Origin of the sequence: Pantoea sp. JGM49 (genome assembly GCF_018257655.1) — a bacterium.
In the GTDB taxonomy this organism is placed as follows: Bacteria; Pseudomonadota; Gammaproteobacteria; order Enterobacterales; family Enterobacteriaceae; genus Pantoea; species Pantoea communis.
Genome location: NZ_JAERJM010000013.1, coordinates 127,451 through 142,771 on the forward strand (window position 1 = coordinate 127,451; position 15,321 = coordinate 142,771).

Sequence of the window (15,321 nt, forward strand, 5' to 3'; positions counted from 1 at the left end):
AATGACACCTGAAAGTGTGATGGTGCTGGGCATGCAGGCGATAAAGGTAGGGTTGATGATTGCCGGGCCGTTGCTGCTGGCCGCACTGGTCAACGGGCTGGCGATCAGCATCATGCAGGCCGCCACTCAAATCAATGAAATGACCATGACCTTTATCCCGAAGATCCTGATGATTGTCGGCGTTGCCGTGTTACTGGGTCCGTGGATGCTGAAAATCTTTATTGAATACATGCGCACGGTGTTCACCAGCATCTCATTCGCGATCGGCTAATGGCGTTTGGCATCCCGTTTGAGCTGCTGACCGCGCAGATTGCCCACGTGTTTTTTATTATGGTGCGTGTGGCCGCGCTGCTGTTTGTCGCGCCGATTTTCAGTGAGAAGGCGATCAGTAAACGGCTGCGGGCTGCACTGGCGCTGCTTATCGCCTTGCTAATTGCCAGCAGCGTGGAAGATGCGCAGGTGGCGTTGATGTCGTGGCGCGGTGCCTGGCTGGTGGTGAAGCAGGTTGTGATCGGTGCCGCGCTCGGTCTGATGCTGCAGCTACTTTTCGCTGCGGTGCGTTTGTGCGGCGAGATCATTGGCATGCAGATGGGACTTTCGTTCGCCACCTTTTTTGACCCTAATAGCGGCAACACGCCGGTGATATCACGTCTGCTCAACCTGCTGGCGATGCTGCTGTTTCTCAGTATCAATGGTCATCTTTGGCTGCTGGCGCTGCTGGCAGAGAGCTTTACCAGCCTGCCGGTGGATGCCGAACCGTTACACGCGGGTGGCCTACGTTATCTGGTGATGCAGGGCGGGTTGATCTTCAGCCAGGGATTGATGCTGGGATTGCCAATCATCACGCTGTTGCTCTGTATCAATATGACGCTGGGGTTGTTGAACCGTTTAACCCCGCAGCTCTCGATCTTCGTGGTGGGTTTTCCCCTGACGTTAGGGGCGGGCATGCTGGCGCTGTTCCTGATGGGCGATACCTTGCCCCCCTTTTTTACCCACCTCACCGCGCGCATGTTTACTCACCTTGAACAGCTGTTAGCCACGCTACGCTAAATAATCTGGCTACCTGATGCAGACATTACGCGCCACGCTCTCTGTACCGGAGGCCAGCACGCGGCCATTGAACAGATACATGGCAATCACGCTGACATCGCCTGCCTGCAAATGCGGGAAGACATACTTTTGCACGTCCTCATCGCGGCTTTTGTCACCCAGGCCACGACTGTGTTGTGTGACGGTGATTTTAAGCAGGTTGTGGTTGAACTCACCGTTAAACCACACTGCACGATGAATCGGAGTGATCGGTGCCGTCAGTTGTCCATCCTCAAAACGCGAAAGCGTGCCGAGATAGCTTAAATGGCCCTGGCTGAAGCCATCGCGATAACTGCGGTAAATCCCCTGCGTCAGCACCCATTCACGCTCACTTTTGATGTCATAAAATGCCAGCGGAAACAGGCACTGGGACTGCTGTGTGGTGGTGGTCAGCCAGCGACCGATCACGGCAGAAAACGCCAGCACAAAGCAACCGATAAACAGCCAGAGCTGCGGGGATTTAATTGACGCGAAAATAGAACGACTCGCATGCATTGTTCGCTTCCTCAAAGGGGTGTTGGCACGCAATCACACCCTGATGTTGCGGATTGTTGGCTGAACTGAGGGTGACGTACAGCACGCTGGCCGCAGGTTTATCCGGGTTCGTCTCCAGTACATAACGGCGATAAGTGCGTAACGTGGTTTCAATTAAGGCGTGCTGCGTGTGATGTCCTTTCGGCACCCAGACGCTGCTGCCAGCAGGGATGGACGGTCCCTGCCAGCTGACAAAATCAATCGGTTTTGGCGTAAGCAGAAAAAAGTGTTGTACCAGTAAAGCCACCAGACACCCGGCAGTGATGCCAGCGACGGTGACGCCTGCTACTCGCCGCCCATTCAGCGGGCTCCGTGCCGGTAGCGAAAGGGGCATTGTCAGTGCGGCGGGTTGCTCGACGGCTGGCGGCGTATTGATGATCAAGCGGTAACCGCTGCGCGTGACGGCCAGCAGGCTAATCTGCTGCTCAAGTTCCAGCGACATCAATGCACGGCGCAGTTTATTGATCATCACGCGCACGCTGTTATCGGTGGCGGCATAACCGGCACGACGCCAGCCAATCTCCATCAGCTGTTCATGCGTCAGCACTTCGCCTTGCGCCTCCGCGAGTGCATACAGGCAGCGCGCGGCGCTGGCGGGCAGCGTCACGGACATATCATCCAGCGTCCGGCTCAGGATGCGCGTACGTCGATCTAATCTGGCCGCCTGACCAAGCAAGATTGTGTTAGGCATAGAGAAGTCGTCTATCAATTAGGGTAAAGAGCGAGTCGGTTGTTAATGTTATTTTTGTGCTAACCGAACCCATTTTTTGCGGCTAAAGAGTGCCAGATTTTCAGCGCTCTCCCGCGTTTATTTTCCCGAAAGCCACCCAAAATCCTCTTAATCATTAAGGTTATTTATTTGATCTAACCCGTAAGATTTTTAGAGTTATTTTTTATCGATTATTAACAAGGCTAATGGCCGTTTCACGTTAGTTGTTCGGGTAAAAATGATTAGTATTTTTCATCAGAAAATTGCGGGCAGAAGCAAAAAAGCCCTCCACGGGGAGGGCGAAAATTGCACGCTGAATGCAATTAAGGAGAGGCACTAATTAACGCAGCAGGCTCAGCACGTTCTGAGGCACCTGATTTGCCTGCGACAGCACTGAAACACCCGCTTGCTGCAGGATGTTGGCGCGGCTCATGGCGGAGACTTCTACCGAGAAGTCCGCATCCTGAATACGCGAACGCGCTTCGCTGGTGTTGATGACGGTAGAGTTGAGGTTGGCAATGATCGAGCCAAAGCGGTTTTGAATCGCACCCAGATCCGAGCGGAAGCTGTTGACGTCGGTCATGGCGCTATCGAGACGTTCCAGCAGATGGTTAGCGACCTTCTGCACTTCATGAGTATCACGCGCACTGGCATCAGCTACCGCGGTAGCGCCGCCTGCGGCATCATCCCAGGTAAAGGATTTCACTTCACCGTCTTTGTTGATGGCGAAGTAATTGCCGTTGTCGGCTTTGAAGATCTGCATCTCGGTATCCGCCATGTCGGCTCCGAAGATGTCATTGGACATCTGATTCAGCGTGGCTTCATCAATCAGTTTGCTACCGATTTGCGCGCCGATGCCCTGACTTTTCAGGTTCTTCAGATCGCTTGGGCCATTGCGCAGGATATCGATGTCGAGGTCGGAGATTTTCTCTTTCACTGACACGGTATCGATGGTTGTAGGGTTACCCGGCGTGCCATCGGTAAATGCGATGTTTAACTCGACCTGGCTACCCGGGATGGCAGAGTCTGCCGCAAAGAAGCGCATATTGCCTTTGCCGTCATCGACGGTGAAAACTTCAGTGGTGGCAGCAGCACCACCAATTGCAGTGGCGATCTTGCCAAGTTCAGCGGTGGTCAGTTCAAACTGCTCGGTCATACCTGGTACTGTGAACGTATCACCATCAGCCCGAGCCGTCCCTGCAGCAGTAAACTTCGAATCCATCGGCAGACTGTCGATGATTTTCTCAAAGTCTTTAGCAAAGGTATCCAGACCCAGCGAACCCAGCGCCATTTTTGGCAGCTTAATATCAATGGTCTGGCCATCTTTATCACCGATCTGAATCGACAGTTTTTCCTGCGATCCATCCAGCATTTTCACGCCGTTGAAGTTGGTGGATTCGGCGATACGGCCAATCTCATCCAGACGTGCGGTAATCTCCTTTTTGATCGACTCGCGGTCTTCTTTGGAGTTGGTGCCGTTCTTCGCCTGCACCGTCAGTTCACGAATACGCTGCAGGTTTTCGTTCACTTCTTCCAGCGCGCCTTCAGTGGTTTGCGCCAGTGAAATGCCGTCATTGGCATTGCGCGTTGCCTGCGTTAAACCGCGCACAGATGAGGTGAAGCGGTTAGAGATGGCCATACCGGCGGCATCATCTTTAGCGCTGTTAATACGCAGGCCCGAAGAGAGGCGCTCAATCGCTGTTCCCAATGAGTTCTGTGATTTGTTCAGGTTGTTTTGAGCCATCAGACTCAGTGCGTTGGTATTAATGACCTGGGCCATAATCGATATCCTTTTTCCAGTGAATGCTGCTTAAGCGTGGCAGCGGGAATATGCGTGAGAGGTGACGCATACCTTATTCATCGGGGCAGCCATCAGGTGCTGAAATAATTTTTTGTTTTTTCATGCAAAGGCAAAAAATCACGACAGGTTTGTCGCTATATCGAGACTTAAGACGATGGATGAAAATCATTGTGTAAATTATTAAGCGAAATCCTGCCGGCACCGATGGGAAGAGTTGATACCCTCGATGAATTAAGGAATTTAAAAATGACGACACCTATTTCAGGATTGGGCGGATCCGGTTTAGATATCCCCGCACTGATGGAGCAGATAAAAAATGGGGAGAGCAAGAAGCTGAATCCCTATTTAAATAAGCAGAATAAATTTAACGGTCAGGTTTCGTCATGGGGAAAAATCTCTAATTCACTGGCCTCGTTAAAATCGAATCTGGATAAGCTGCAGGATGAAGGTTTTAACGGTGTCAGCATTGGCGATAACAAAGCTTTTAAAGCCACCGCCGGAAAAGGCGCAATTCCCGACAGCTATTCAGTGATTGTCGAAAAATTGGCAAAAGCACACAAAATTGGCTCGCCGGAGCAGGACAGTAACAGCGCACAGCTGGGGGACGGCTCGGCAACGCGCACTCTGACCATCACGCTGGGCAACGGTAAACCGCTGTCGGTGGAGCTGAAAGATGATGAAACCTCGCTGGCGCAAGTGGCGAAGAAGATCAATGCGCAGAATGGCGATGTCAGCGCCTCAGTGATGCCTGCCGAAGGCGGCAAGTTTCAGCTGGTGGTGACCTCGAAAAAAACCGGCAGTGACGGCCAAATCAAGATGGAAGTCAGCGGAGATAGCCAGCTGGCCGGTGTACTCAACTACGATCCCAAAGCCGCCAATGTGCCGGGAGATCCGGGTTACGATCCAACGCGCATGAAGCAGATCAGCGCTGCGCAAAATGCACTGATGAAAATCGATGGCATCACGGTGGAGCGCAGTTCAAACACCATCAGCGATGCGATTGAAGGCATTACTTTTGAGCTGCGTGAAGTCTCGGAAAAAGATCCGGACGATCCCGGTCAGTTTAAGCCTGAAACGCTGTCAGTGACGGCGGATACTTCAAAGGTGAAAAGCCTGATTGAGGAGTTCATCAATAATTACAACAGCTTCCTCAGTACTTCCGCCAGCGCCAGCACCTATAAGCCACCGGAAAAAAATTCCGATGAGCAGAACAAGCAAAATGGCCCACTGTTCAGCGATGGCACCTTACGCCGTCTGAACAGCCAGATGAAATCGGCTGCCGGCGGCAACTATGGTGAGTCGAGCGAGTTGTATCACTCGCTAGCCAGTATCGGTATCACCGTGAAGTTCGAGGAGTTAAAGCCCGGCGAAGATCGCACCGCGACGCTGGGCACGCTGAGTATCGACAGTAAAAAGCTGGATGCCGCGTTGAAAGAGCACCCGAAAGAGGTGGAAGCGCTGTTCCTTGGTAAAGACGGTGCGCAGGGCATCAAGGGCCAGATGGGCGTGGTGTTCAAAAGTTATCTGGGCGATAACGAGTCGATCCCCAAAACGGAAGGCACCATCGCTTCGACTGTTAAAGGGCTTAAAGATCAAGAAGCGCGGGTTGCGAAGCAGATCGAGCGCATGGAACAGCGCATCGAAGAGAGCCTGAAGCGCCAGCAGAAAGAGTTTATGCGTCTGGATAAAGCGATGACGGATATGCAGGCAATGAGCAATCAGTTGCAGGGTGCGCTGGCAGGATTAGGCTGAGGAACGGGCGATGTACGGTCAAACCGGTAACCGCGCCTATTCTGCGGTTTCATTAGAGAGCCAGGTAAGCGGCGCAACACCGCACCAGCTGATCGCGCTGTTGTTCGAAGGCGCGATCAATGCCATGCGCCGCGCTGAGATCTATTTTCAAACCGGCAATGTTGCCCGGCGAGGCGAGATGATCTCACGTGCGATTAACATCATTGATAACGGTTTGCGTGCCGGGCTTGATCATCAGGTGGGCGGGCAGATCGCCGCCGATCTGGAGCGGTTGTATGAGTATGTGTCGCGCAATTTGCTTTTGGCGAGCGTCAATCAATCGGCTGAGTCGTTGCCGCAGCTGATTACGTTAATGGTGGAGATGTCCGATACCTGGAAAGCCATTGATCCGCAGGTGAAATATGCTCAGTGATGTGAAAGAGCAGATTCAAGCCTTGCTGGCACTGAACCAGCGGCTGATTGCACTGGCGCATCAGGACGGGTGGGAGGCGTTTAGCGAGGAGATTGTGGAGTATACACAGCGGATGAAAGCGCTGTGTGCGTGTGATTTCAGTCAGGCGGATGCAGTGTGTTTAGCGCAGTTACTGGCGGAGGCTGCGCAGTTGATGCAGTGCATTCCGGCTCGTCTGGCAATGCTGCAAAGTGAGATCGCCGCGCTGCGTAAATCCCGTCACTCTGCTCGTGCTTATGCGGTGTCGTAGGACATGGGTGCTGGCGCGAGCCCGCACCCAGCCCCCTAAACACTGATATCGTATTTCCTGCCCACCACAGCTGGGCCAGACTCCCCGCCAGACCCGTATAGCGTATGATGATGCCCCACCTGATCCACCACCTTCTGTACCCGCTGGGTTTTCTCCAGATGATGTTGCAAACGCGCCTCCACCTCACTATTCAAAGCCTTACTGCGACGGACGCGCTCGGTGATTTGCTGCCAGCACACAAACAACTGCACGCGATGCAGATAGGGTGCGGCAATGGCTAAGCGTGTCTCCTGCTGGATCCGCATCTCATCGTGATGCTGCAAGGTCGCAAGTAACTGACTCTTGCTGTCAGTGAGCACCTGCAGCGCCACAGGGTTAATCTGGGGGCGATCAAGCTGATTCGCCTCGGCTACCATAATGGCATCCAGCTCCTCCAGCGCGCTTTTCATCTGAAGCAGTGTTGTATGCAGTGTCTCCATCACTTAAACACCTCACTGTTGTGGCGAGATAAGGGAGTGCACCATGCCGCGCGCGATCTCTTCTGCGGCAATCGGCAAATCACCGGCTTCCAGTGCGGTGCGCAATTCGACAACGCGTGCGACATTCACATCGCGGCTATCGTCCGTCTGGAGTTGTTTCATCACACTGCTCAGGCTCACGGTGCTTTGACGCTCCGCATCCGGGCGGGCGCGGAGTGATTGTGGTGTGGAGCGGGCAGGTAGCTCATGGGTGCCCGCAATGGGTGAAACAGGTTGAGTTCGGTCAATCATGGGATCCTCGAAAGCAATAGGTTGTATAGCCTTTACATCGGGGATCGCTGAGAAATCTAAAAATTATTGTGTTAGCGAGATCACCACCAAACCGCCGGCGCTGACAAGCCCGCTTAGCGTCTGTCCATTGCGCATCTGCACTCGCAACGTGTCGTTTTCCGCCGCATGATGCAGCGCCTTGCCCTGACTGCGCACACGAAATCCCTCGCCGAGTGTGATTACCTCCACCGTCTGACCGGCACGCAATAACCTCGGCTGGCGCAATTGCTGAGATAACAGCGGCTTGCCCGCTTCAACGTCACGTATCAGGCGCTGGCCGAGGATATCGCGCTGCTGAAAGATCAAACCCGCAGGTTGCCCGGCCAGATCGCCACGCTGCGCCACGATATCGCCCGCTTGCAGCACATGTCCGGCAGGCAAAGACGTTCGTGCTGCCCACCAGCGTCCCTGAGCGTGAATACGGATGGCTAAAAAGTGCTTACGCGCACCACAGCGTGCGACCAGCGTTCGCCTACCGGTCAGACGCGAATCTTTACCCGCCAGACTCAATACGGGCGCATCACACAGGGCTGCCAGCTGTTCTGACGTCGCCAGCAGCGTTGCGCTGCGTACAATCTCACCCTGGTTATCGGGGAGTTTTAATAACGCATCCAGCTTAGGCTGCAAGCGCTGCTCAGCCGCAGTGCTGGCTTGCGCCGGCGCGGAAAGGGCTACGAGAAATAAAATGATCGGGCGTAAAACATCATGTCTCATCAGGATGCCTTTTATATCGTCATCCCCGTTATGATAAATGGAATAATGAATATTCAAACGAGCTAAATAGTCTCGTTTATGAAGGTAATTAACCGGGTATGTATTTAACAGACTAATAACCCCTATTTCTGTGCACTCTTCACAGTGTGATATTTCATTATTCCTGATTAGACTGCTGATGTTTGGATAACGAGAGGCAGGATCTCCCTTATTATGAACACTAAACTCGATGAGGCGTTTCGCTTTCAACAGCATGCGCTCAATATACTCTCTCGCCGTCAGGACGTGCTGGCGGCCAATATTGCCAATGCGGATACGCCGGGCTACCTGGCAAGGGATATCGATTTCTCTCAGCAATTAAAAAGTGCCATGGCATCTCCTGCTGCTGTTAAATCAGCGGTGTCTTTGTCATTAACCGCAGACCGTCATATCGCGGCGCAATCGACAAATTTCAATGACGATAGCCTGTTATATCGCATTCCCGATCAGCCCAGTGCCGATGGTAATAGCGTCGATATGGATCGCGAGCGCGTTAATTTTGCAGATAACGCCCTGAAATACCAATCCAGCCTCACTTTTCTTGGGGCGGATATAAAGAAAATGATGACCGTGCTGAGTCAGGGGTAAATAAATGGCGTTATTTAGCGTATTTGATATTGCCGGTTCGGCAATGGCGGCGCAATCGCAGCGGCTCAACGTTAGCGCCAGCAATATGGCCAATGCCGACAGTGTGGCGGGTCCCGATCAGCAGCCTTATCGCGCCCGCCAGGTGTTGTTTCGTGTTGATGCCGCGCCGGGCAGTGAGATCGGCGGCGTCAGGGTCAGTGAGGTGGTGGAGAGCAGTGCACCCGAACGTCTGGAGTATCAGCCGGGCCATCCGCTTGCAGATCCGCAGGGCTATGTGCGCATGCCCAACGTCAATGTGGTGCACGAGATGGTCAACACGCTCTCGGCCTCACGCAGCTATCAGGCCAACGTCGAAGTGATGAACTCCGCCAAAGCGCTGATGCAGAAAACGCTCACTCTCGGCCAATAAGGAAGTGCAACCGTGATACCTCAGGTCAATAACAACAATGGCAGCGGCGACGGATCGGGCAGCAGTGCAGGCGATCTTAGCGCCAGCTTTCTGAAACTGCTGGTGGCGCAGATGCAAAACCAGGATCACACCAATCCGATGGACAACAACCAGCTCACCTCGCAGCTGGCGCAGTTCTCTACGGCGGCGGGCGTCGAAAAGCTCAATAGCTCAGTGGCGGATGTGCAGGCGTTGATGGCGCAACTGGGCGGCATGGGGACCGCCGCATGGGTCGGCCGCAGCATTCTGATCGAGGGCGACCCGACAGTGTCGTTTGGTGGCGCTGAAGAGGGGGATGAGGCGAACGACACCTTTAGTTTCCTGCTGGGGGGCGAAGCCGAAACGGTCACCGTCACGCTCACCGATGCCGAAGGCAACAGCTACACCGCACAGCTGAAGAACGTGAAGGCGGGCGTGAAGACCTTCACCCTCGACGATTTACAAAACTTCCAGCCGGAACCCGGCCCGCCGCAGGATCGGGAATACACCCTGAGCTTTGACGCGAAAAACCCTGACGGCGAGCCGCCAAAAATCTCCGGGTTGATTCAGGAACAAGTGCAGGGCGTCACCATCACGCCGGACGGCGCGGTGCTGCATCTGCTCGACCACGATCCCATCCGTATCGGCGATGTGGTGGTAATCCAAAAATAGTGCCTCACTTACTCTCTGGGAATCATTATGAGCTTTTCACAAGGTCTTAGCGGCCTCAATGCCGCCTCCAAAGCCCTCGATGTCGTGGGTAACAACATTGCCAACTCGCAAACCAGCGGCTTCAAAAGCGGCTCGATCACCTTCTCCGATATTTTCTCGGGCTCGGTGGGATTGGGCGTACAGGTCTCCAACGTCAACCAGAACTTCGCTGACGGCGGGATCAACTTCACCGGCGGCAAGCTGGACATGGCGCTGAGTGGGCGCGGGTTTTTCCGCATGGAGAACGAGGCTGGCGGCGTGTTTTACGGGCGCAACGGTCAGTTCGACAGTGATGCTGACGGCAATATCTACAACAAGAGCAATGGCCTGTTCCTCACTGGCTTTCAGGCGACCGGTACGCCGCCGACCATTGAACCCGGCGCGCCGGTGGGGAAAATCCGCATTCCCACTGACGATATGCCGCCGGATGCCTCGTCCAAAGGCTCACTGAACGGCAACCTGAAAGCAGACGACGATAACGTCATCACCGACCCGTTTAATCACGAAGACCAAAAGACCTATAACTACAGCAGCCAGATTGAAGCCACTGACAGCCTCGGCAATAAGCACACTATCAAACTCTACTTTGTGCAGACTGCGGAGGGGGAATGGAAGGCCTATGCGCGCGATGAAACTGCGCCCGATCCCGCCGGTTACAGCGAACTGGAGCTGAAATTCAACTCCAGCGGCCAGATCGACATGCCGGATGCCAACATCAACATCAAAGGTCTGTCGCTGAACGGATCGCAGCCGCTGGATATCAATCTGGATCTCTCTGCTATCACCAAATACAGCGGTGACAGCAGCATCAAACTCAATGAGATCGATGGCCAGGCACCGGGCAAATATCAAAACTTTGTCATCGGCGATAACGGCGAGATCGTGGTCACCTACAGCAACGGCAAAAAACAGACCGTTGCGCAGATTGTGCTGGCTGATTTCCCCAACAGCGGTGGTCTGTCGCCTCAGGGCGGTAATGCCTGGGCGGAATCCCCCGGCTCCGGTCAACCTTTCCTTGGCATTGCCGGAAGCGGCAGCTTTGGCAGTTTTAAAGGCAGTTCGCTGGAGGGCTCAAACGTTGATATGGGGCAAGAGATGGTCAACATGATCATCTATCAACGCAACTACCAGTCCAATTCCCAGACCATCAAAACCCAATCCGAACTGCTGCAAACGCTGGCTAACCTGCGTTAAGGACATCGACGATGGATCGCGCCATTTATACCGCCATGACGGCCGCGGAGGCGGCGTTAAACCGCCAGGCCGTGACCTCCAACAATCTGGCTAACAGTTCCACTGCTGGCTTTCGCGCCCAGCTGGCGGCCTTTCGCGCCGTGCCAGTCAACGGCGACAGTCTGCCCACGCGTGCGCTGGTGGCGGCTTCGACCCCGATGCATGACAGCAGCATGGGGCCGATTACCCACACCGGACGCAGTCTCGACGTGGCGCTGCCGCAAAACGCCTGGCTTAGCGTGGCGTTAGAAGATGGCAGCGAAGGTTACACCCGCAACGGCAACATCGAGGTTGATAACGAAGGGGGCTTGCGGGTCAACGGCAGGCCGCTGATGGGCGATGGCGCGGCGCTAACGGTGCCGCCGCAATCGCACGTCACCGTGGCCGCCGATGGCACGATTTCCGCGCTGGGTGCTGGCAATGATGCCACCGCGGTGGTGCCGGTCGGTCGCATCAAGCTGGTCAGTGCCCAGATGAGCGAGTTGCGGCATGGCGATGACGGCCTGTTCCGCGCCGCAACGGGGAATGCGCTGGCGCAGGATGAGACGCTGCGTCTCAGCCCGGAAGCGCTGGAGGGCAGTAATGTCAGCCCGGTGCACACCATGGCCGAGATGATCGCTAACTCGCGCGGTTTCGACATGAACATGAAAGTGATCCGCAGCGCCGATGAAAACGCGCAGAAAGCCAATCAGTTATTAAGCGTGGGCTAAGCGCCTGCCAGGGAGATCTCAATGATCCGATCGTTATGGATTGCAAAAACCGGTCTGGAAGCGCAGCAGACCAATATGGATGTCATTTCCAACAACCTCGCCAACGTTAACACCAACGGCTTCAAGCGCCAGCGCGCGGTGTTCCAGGATCTGCTGTATCAAACCTTGCGTCAGCCGGGTGCGCAGGCCTCGGAACAGAGCACGCTGCCCAGCGGTTTGCAGTTGGGCACCGGCGTGCGCCCGGTTTCGACGCAGAGGATCCACACCCAGGGTGGCTATAACGAAACCGGCAATGAAACCGATGTCGCTATTGAGGGCAAAGGATTTTTCCAGCTGCAAATGCCTGATGGCAGCACCGCGTATACCCGCGATGGGCACTTCGATAAAAACGAGAACGGTGAGTTGGTGAATGCGGAGGGTCATCCGGTGCAGCCGGGGATTGTGATCCCGCCGGATGCGAAAACCCTGTCGATCAGCAATGACGGCATCGTCAGCGTGACGCAGCCCGGTCAGGCGCAGCCACAGCAAATCGGCCAACTAACCCTGGCGACCTTTATCAACGAAGCCGGGCTGGAAAGCGTGGGCGGCAATCTGTACCGCGAAACCCAGTCATCTGGCGCACCGAACGAGCTGAATCCGGGCATGGAAGATGCCGGTTCGCTAAAGCAAAAGTACGTTGAGACCTCCAACGTCAACGTCGCGGAAGAGTTGGTCACCATGATCCAGGTGCAGCGCGCCTATGAGATCAACAGCAAAGCGGTATCGGCTTCTGACCAGATGCTGCAACGCCTCACGCAGCTGTAGTGCTCAACACAGGAATCAACATGCGACGTGTGGTGATTGTCAGTGCCGCGCTGCTGGCGAGCGGCTGTGCACATATTTTACAGCAGCCGTTAGTAGCGGGGCCGACTTCGGCCGCTCCGTTACCGATGGCAACGTTCGCCAGCGGCGGTTCGCTGTTTACGGCGGGGCAGGGCATGAATTACGGCTATCAGCCGCTGTTTGAGGATCGGCGCCCGCGCAACGTGGGTGACACCTTAACCATCCTATTGCAGGAAAACGTCAGCGCCAGCAAAAGCGCGTCGGCCAACGCCAATCGTAATGGCTCGGCGGGCATGGAGCTGCTGTCGGTGCCGGACAAACTCAACCGCTGGCTGGGTGACGGCAAGTGGGATCTGGATGCCAAAGGCAAGAATGATTTCAGCGGCAAAGGCGGTGCGGCGGCGCGTAATACGTTCACTGGCACCATTACTGTCACGGTGAATCAACTGCTGCCCAACGGCAATCTCGGCGTAGTGGGTGAAAAGCAGATCGCCATCAATCAAGGCACCGAATTCATTCGTTTTTCCGGCGTGGTGAACCCGCGCACCATCAGCGGCAGCAACACCGTGCCTTCCACGCAGGTGGCGGATGCACGCATCGAATATGTCGGCGATGGCTACATCAATGAAGCCCAAACCATGGGTTGGCTGCAACGCCTGTTTCTCAACCTTTCCCCTTTCTGAGATCACCATGAACAGAGCCTTTGTTGTTTTTATTGTCAGCCTGCTGTGCATTAGCGTGCTGCCCGCCGCGCAGGCCGAACGTATCCGCGATTTGGCCACCGTGCAGGGCGTGCGTTCTAACGCGCTGATGGGCTATGGGCTGGTGGTGGGATTGGACGGCACCGGCGATCAAACCATGCAGGCACCGTTTACCGGGCAAAGCCTGACGAACATGCTGTCGCAGCTGGGTATTACGGTGCCGCCCGGCACCAATATGCAGCTCAAAAATATCGCGGCGGTAATGGTGACGGCGGAGCTGCCGCCGTTTGCGCGACCCGGTGAAAAACTGGATATTTTGGTCTCTTCACTGGGCAACGCCAAAAGCTTGCGCGGTGGCACCTTGCTGATGACGCCCCTGAAGGCTGCCGACAACCAAATCTACGCCATGGCGCAGGGCAACGTGCTGATCTCCGGCGCGGGTGCGCAGGCAGGCGGCAGCCGCGTGCAAGTCAATCAACTCAATGGCGGCCGAATCAGTGCGGGTGCCACCGTTGAACGTGAAGTGCCGAATGATTTCGCTCAGCAGAGCGTGGTGCGCTTGCAGCTGAATCACTCCGATTTCTCGCTGGCGCAGCAGATCAGCGATGCCATCAATCAGCGTTACAGCGGAGGGGCGGCCATCGCGGAAGATGCGCGCACGGTGCGCCTGTTTGCGCCCGCTGATGGCCCTTCCCGCGTGCGCTTTCTCGCCAATATCCAGAACATCCCGCTACGCGTGGCGGTGCAGGATGCCAAAGTGGTGGTCAACTCGCGTACCGGATCGGTGGTGATCAATCGCCACGTTACGCTGGAGAGCTGCGCGGTGGCGCATGGATCGCTGTCGGTGGAAGTGGCGCAAAGTAATGTGGTCAGCCAACCCAACACGCCGTTTGCCGGCGGTGAAACGGTGGTGACGCCGCAAACGGATATCTCGGTGCGTGATAGCGGCGGTGCGCTGCAAAATGTACGCAGCAGCACCGATCTTAACAATGTGGTGCGAGCGTTAAATACCTTAGGCGCTACGCCCAATGAGTTGATGGCGATACTGCAGGCGATGAAAAATGCGGGCTGCCTGCGCGCGCGTCTGGAGTTCGAATGATGATCGCCGATCGTCCGGCATTTGATCTGCGTTCGCTGGATGCGCTCAAGCGCGAAGCAAAGCGCTCCTCACCTGAAGCGCTGCAGGCTGCTGCACAGCAGATGGAAGGCATTTTTGTGCAGATGATGATGAAGAGCATGCGCGATGCCACCTTCAAAGATGAACTAATGCACAGCGCGGCTTCTGACATGTTTACTGCGATGCACGACCAGCAGGTGGCGCAGGAAATCGCCCGCAGTGGCCAATTGGGATTTGCCGAAATGATTGTACGGCAATCAGGTGGTGGCGATATGCGCTCCCCGATCCCGCCGCCGCGCCGCGCCAGTGGTCCACTGCGCTTACCTGCGCCGCTGGCCTTTTCTCCTCAGACTGAAAGCACACATCCCTTTATCGCACGCTTACTGCCTGCTGCGCAGCGGGTGGCGCAGCAAACCGGCCTGCATGCGCATTTGATCGTGGCGCAGGCGGCACTGGAGTCGGGTTGGGGCCAGCGTGAAATTCCGGCCGCCGATGGTTCCCGGAGTCATAACCTGTTTGGCATTAAAGCCAGCGCGGGCTGGCGGGGAAAAACCAGTGAAATTACCACCAGCGAATACATCAATGGCGTGAAACAGCAGGTAAAAGCGGTATTTCGCGTCTATGACTCTTACGAGCAGGGGCTGGGCGATTATGCCGCGCTGTTAAGCCACAACGCGCGCTACCAGTCAGTGGTGCGCGCCACCTCAGCGGAGCAGGGTGCTAGCGCCCTGCAATCCAGCGGCTATGCCACCGATCCCGCTTATGCGCAAAAGCTTATCTCGCTGATTAATAAGGTTAAGACCACGCTGCAACAACCTGCTGCCGCCTATCAAAGTGATCTGACGAAAATATTTTAATCCGGTG

Annotated in this window: 20 protein-coding genes; 14 read left to right on the forward strand and 6 right to left on the reverse strand. The window is 55.4% G+C overall.

Annotated features, from left to right (window positions below; translation table 11 throughout):
* Position 1 precedes the first annotated feature (1 nt).
* Together fliQ and fliR are read left to right on the forward strand one after the other, a co-directional pair.
* Entirely contained in the window at positions 2–271 is a 270-nt protein-coding gene (fliQ, locus tag JK231_RS20480; RefSeq protein WP_211729348.1) for a flagellar biosynthesis protein FliQ, read from the forward strand.
* The gene (gene fliR / locus JK231_RS20485; RefSeq protein ID WP_097118248.1) at positions 271–1,050 is read left to right on the forward strand and encodes a flagellar biosynthetic protein FliR; all 780 of its coding nucleotides are present in this window, start codon (positions 271–273) and stop codon (positions 1,048–1,050) included. The genes fliQ and fliR overlap by 1 nt, the downstream gene beginning before the upstream one ends.
* Before the next feature lie 9 nt (positions 1,051–1,059).
* Here fliR and JK231_RS20490 read toward each other — a convergent pair whose 3' ends face one another.
* The 3 genes from JK231_RS20490 to JK231_RS20500 all read right to left on the reverse strand — a co-directional run bounded on the left by JK231_RS20490 (position 1,060) and on the right by JK231_RS20500 (position 4,112).
* Positions 1,060–1,584 (reverse strand): hypothetical protein, encoded by a 525-nt coding sequence (locus JK231_RS20490; RefSeq protein ID WP_097118249.1) that lies wholly within the window; start codon positions 1,582–1,584, stop codon positions 1,060–1,062.
* Positions 1,550–2,314, reverse strand: a complete 765-nt coding sequence (locus JK231_RS20495; RefSeq protein WP_097118250.1) for a helix-turn-helix domain-containing protein — start codon at positions 2,312–2,314, stop codon at positions 1,550–1,552. The genes JK231_RS20490 and JK231_RS20495 overlap by 35 nt, the downstream gene beginning before the upstream one ends.
* Before the next feature lie 358 nt (positions 2,315–2,672).
* Entirely contained in the window at positions 2,673–4,112 is a 1,440-nt protein-coding gene (locus tag JK231_RS20500) for a flagellin (RefSeq protein WP_097118251.1), read from the reverse strand.
* Positions 4,113–4,379: 267 nt separating this feature from the next.
* On the opposite strand from JK231_RS20500, the gene fliD reads away from it, so the two are divergent.
* Genes fliD through JK231_RS20515 form a run of 3 tightly spaced genes read left to right on the forward strand, consistent with a single transcriptional unit; the run spans position 4,380 to position 6,586 of the window.
* Complete coding sequence (gene fliD, locus JK231_RS20505; protein ID WP_211729349.1) at positions 4,380–5,885, forward strand: flagellar filament capping protein FliD; 1,506 nt, start codon at positions 4,380–4,382, stop codon at positions 5,883–5,885.
* A gap of 10 nt (positions 5,886–5,895) precedes the next feature.
* A complete protein-coding gene (gene fliS / locus JK231_RS20510; RefSeq protein ID WP_034826350.1) occupies positions 5,896–6,297 on the forward strand; it encodes a flagellar export chaperone FliS in 402 nt (133 codons plus the stop codon).
* Positions 6,287–6,586, forward strand: coding sequence for a flagellar protein FliT (locus tag JK231_RS20515; RefSeq protein ID WP_097118253.1), 300 nt, complete (start codon positions 6,287–6,289; stop codon positions 6,584–6,586). Before fliS ends, JK231_RS20515 begins: the two co-directional genes overlap by 11 nt.
* 35 nt (positions 6,587–6,621) lie before the next feature.
* On the opposite strand, the gene flgN is transcribed toward JK231_RS20515, so the two are convergent.
* From flgN to flgA, 3 genes are all read right to left on the reverse strand, one after another.
* Complete coding sequence (flgN, locus tag JK231_RS20520) at positions 6,622–7,065, reverse strand: flagellar export chaperone FlgN (protein ID WP_211729350.1); 444 nt, start codon at positions 7,063–7,065, stop codon at positions 6,622–6,624.
* A 12-nt stretch (positions 7,066–7,077) separates the two neighbouring features.
* On the reverse strand, positions 7,078–7,356 hold the full coding sequence (gene flgM, locus JK231_RS20525; RefSeq protein WP_097118255.1) for a flagellar biosynthesis anti-sigma factor FlgM: 279 nt from the start codon (positions 7,354–7,356) through the stop codon (positions 7,078–7,080).
* Between the two features lie 63 nt (positions 7,357–7,419).
* Positions 7,420–8,109 carry a flagellar basal body P-ring formation chaperone FlgA gene (flgA, locus tag JK231_RS20530; RefSeq protein WP_211729351.1) on the reverse strand — a complete coding sequence of 230 codons (690 nt, stop codon included), beginning with the start codon at positions 8,107–8,109 and terminating at the stop codon, positions 7,420–7,422.
* A 213-nt stretch (positions 8,110–8,322) separates the two neighbouring features.
* Between flgA and flgB the strand changes: the two genes are divergently transcribed.
* From flgB to flgJ, 9 genes are read left to right on the forward strand one after another with little or no spacing between them, the layout of a single operon-like run.
* Positions 8,323–8,736, forward strand: a complete 414-nt coding sequence (gene flgB, locus JK231_RS20535) for a flagellar basal body rod protein FlgB (RefSeq protein ID WP_211729352.1) — start codon at positions 8,323–8,325, stop codon at positions 8,734–8,736.
* A 4-nt stretch (positions 8,737–8,740) separates the two neighbouring features.
* Positions 8,741–9,145: a flagellar basal body rod protein FlgC gene (gene flgC / locus JK231_RS20540; protein WP_097118258.1), complete on the forward strand. Its 405-nt coding sequence runs from the start codon at positions 8,741–8,743 to the stop codon at positions 9,143–9,145.
* A gap of 12 nt (positions 9,146–9,157) precedes the next feature.
* On the forward strand, positions 9,158–9,835 hold the full coding sequence (locus JK231_RS20545; protein WP_211729353.1) for a flagellar hook capping FlgD N-terminal domain-containing protein: 678 nt from the start codon (positions 9,158–9,160) through the stop codon (positions 9,833–9,835).
* Positions 9,836–9,862: 27 nt separating this feature from the next.
* Positions 9,863–11,068: a flagellar hook protein FlgE gene (flgE, locus tag JK231_RS20550; protein WP_211729354.1), complete on the forward strand. Its 1,206-nt coding sequence runs from the start codon at positions 9,863–9,865 to the stop codon at positions 11,066–11,068.
* Positions 11,069–11,079: 11 nt separating this feature from the next.
* Complete coding sequence (locus JK231_RS20555; protein WP_211729355.1) at positions 11,080–11,817, forward strand: flagellar basal body rod protein FlgF; 738 nt, start codon at positions 11,080–11,082, stop codon at positions 11,815–11,817.
* A 21-nt stretch (positions 11,818–11,838) separates the two neighbouring features.
* Positions 11,839–12,621: a flagellar basal-body rod protein FlgG gene (flgG, locus tag JK231_RS20560; protein WP_097118262.1), complete on the forward strand. Its 783-nt coding sequence runs from the start codon at positions 11,839–11,841 to the stop codon at positions 12,619–12,621.
* A 20-nt stretch (positions 12,622–12,641) separates the two neighbouring features.
* Positions 12,642–13,322: a flagellar basal body L-ring protein FlgH gene (locus tag JK231_RS20565; RefSeq protein ID WP_211729356.1), complete on the forward strand. Its 681-nt coding sequence runs from the start codon at positions 12,642–12,644 to the stop codon at positions 13,320–13,322.
* Between the two features lie 7 nt (positions 13,323–13,329).
* On the forward strand, positions 13,330–14,439 hold the full coding sequence (locus tag JK231_RS20570) for a flagellar basal body P-ring protein FlgI (protein WP_211729357.1): 1,110 nt from the start codon (positions 13,330–13,332) through the stop codon (positions 14,437–14,439).
* The gene (gene flgJ / locus JK231_RS20575; protein WP_211729375.1) at positions 14,439–15,314 is read left to right on the forward strand and encodes a flagellar assembly peptidoglycan hydrolase FlgJ; all 876 of its coding nucleotides are present in this window, start codon (positions 14,439–14,441) and stop codon (positions 15,312–15,314) included. The genes JK231_RS20570 and flgJ overlap by 1 nt, the downstream gene beginning before the upstream one ends.
* Positions 15,315–15,321 lie beyond the last annotated feature (7 nt).

Excerpts from the sequence above, each read along its gene's own strand:
- flgE (WP_211729354.1), top strand. The coding sequence starts at position 9,863 with ATGAGCTTTTCACAAGGTCTTAGCGGCCTCAATGCCGCCTCCAAAGCC.
- JK231_RS20570 (WP_211729357.1), top strand. The coding sequence starts at position 13,330 with ATGAACAGAGCCTTTGTTGTTTTTATTGTCAGCCTGCTGTGCATTAGC.
- flgJ (WP_211729375.1), top strand. The coding sequence starts at position 14,439 with ATGATCGCCGATCGTCCGGCATTTGATCTGCGTTCGCTGGATGCGCTC.
- fliD (WP_211729349.1), top strand. The coding sequence starts at position 4,380 with ATGACGACACCTATTTCAGGATTGGGCGGATCCGGTTTAGATATCCCC.
- flgN (WP_211729350.1), bottom strand. The coding sequence starts at position 7,065 with ATGGAGACACTGCATACAACACTGCTTCAGATGAAAAGCGCGCTGGAG.
- JK231_RS20515 (WP_097118253.1), top strand. The coding sequence starts at position 6,287 with ATGCTCAGTGATGTGAAAGAGCAGATTCAAGCCTTGCTGGCACTGAAC.
- flgM (WP_097118255.1), bottom strand. The coding sequence starts at position 7,356 with ATGATTGACCGAACTCAACCTGTTTCACCCATTGCGGGCACCCATGAG.
- flgG (WP_097118262.1), top strand. The coding sequence starts at position 11,839 with ATGATCCGATCGTTATGGATTGCAAAAACCGGTCTGGAAGCGCAGCAG.
- flgC (WP_097118258.1), top strand. The coding sequence starts at position 8,741 with ATGGCGTTATTTAGCGTATTTGATATTGCCGGTTCGGCAATGGCGGCG.
- JK231_RS20555 (WP_211729355.1), top strand. The coding sequence starts at position 11,080 with ATGGATCGCGCCATTTATACCGCCATGACGGCCGCGGAGGCGGCGTTA.
- JK231_RS20495 (WP_097118250.1), bottom strand. The coding sequence starts at position 2,314 with ATGCCTAACACAATCTTGCTTGGTCAGGCGGCCAGATTAGATCGACGT.
- flgB (WP_211729352.1), top strand. The coding sequence starts at position 8,323 with ATGAACACTAAACTCGATGAGGCGTTTCGCTTTCAACAGCATGCGCTC.
- flgA (WP_211729351.1), bottom strand. The coding sequence starts at position 8,109 with ATGAGACATGATGTTTTACGCCCGATCATTTTATTTCTCGTAGCCCTT.
- fliS (WP_034826350.1), top strand. The coding sequence starts at position 5,896 with ATGTACGGTCAAACCGGTAACCGCGCCTATTCTGCGGTTTCATTAGAG.
- JK231_RS20490 (WP_097118249.1), bottom strand. The coding sequence starts at position 1,584 with ATGCATGCGAGTCGTTCTATTTTCGCGTCAATTAAATCCCCGCAGCTC.
- JK231_RS20500 (WP_097118251.1), bottom strand. The coding sequence starts at position 4,112 with ATGGCCCAGGTCATTAATACCAACGCACTGAGTCTGATGGCTCAAAAC.
- JK231_RS20565 (WP_211729356.1), top strand. The coding sequence starts at position 12,642 with ATGCGACGTGTGGTGATTGTCAGTGCCGCGCTGCTGGCGAGCGGCTGT.
- fliQ (WP_211729348.1), top strand. The coding sequence starts at position 2 with ATGACACCTGAAAGTGTGATGGTGCTGGGCATGCAGGCGATAAAGGTA.
- fliR (WP_097118248.1), top strand. The coding sequence starts at position 271 with ATGGCGTTTGGCATCCCGTTTGAGCTGCTGACCGCGCAGATTGCCCAC.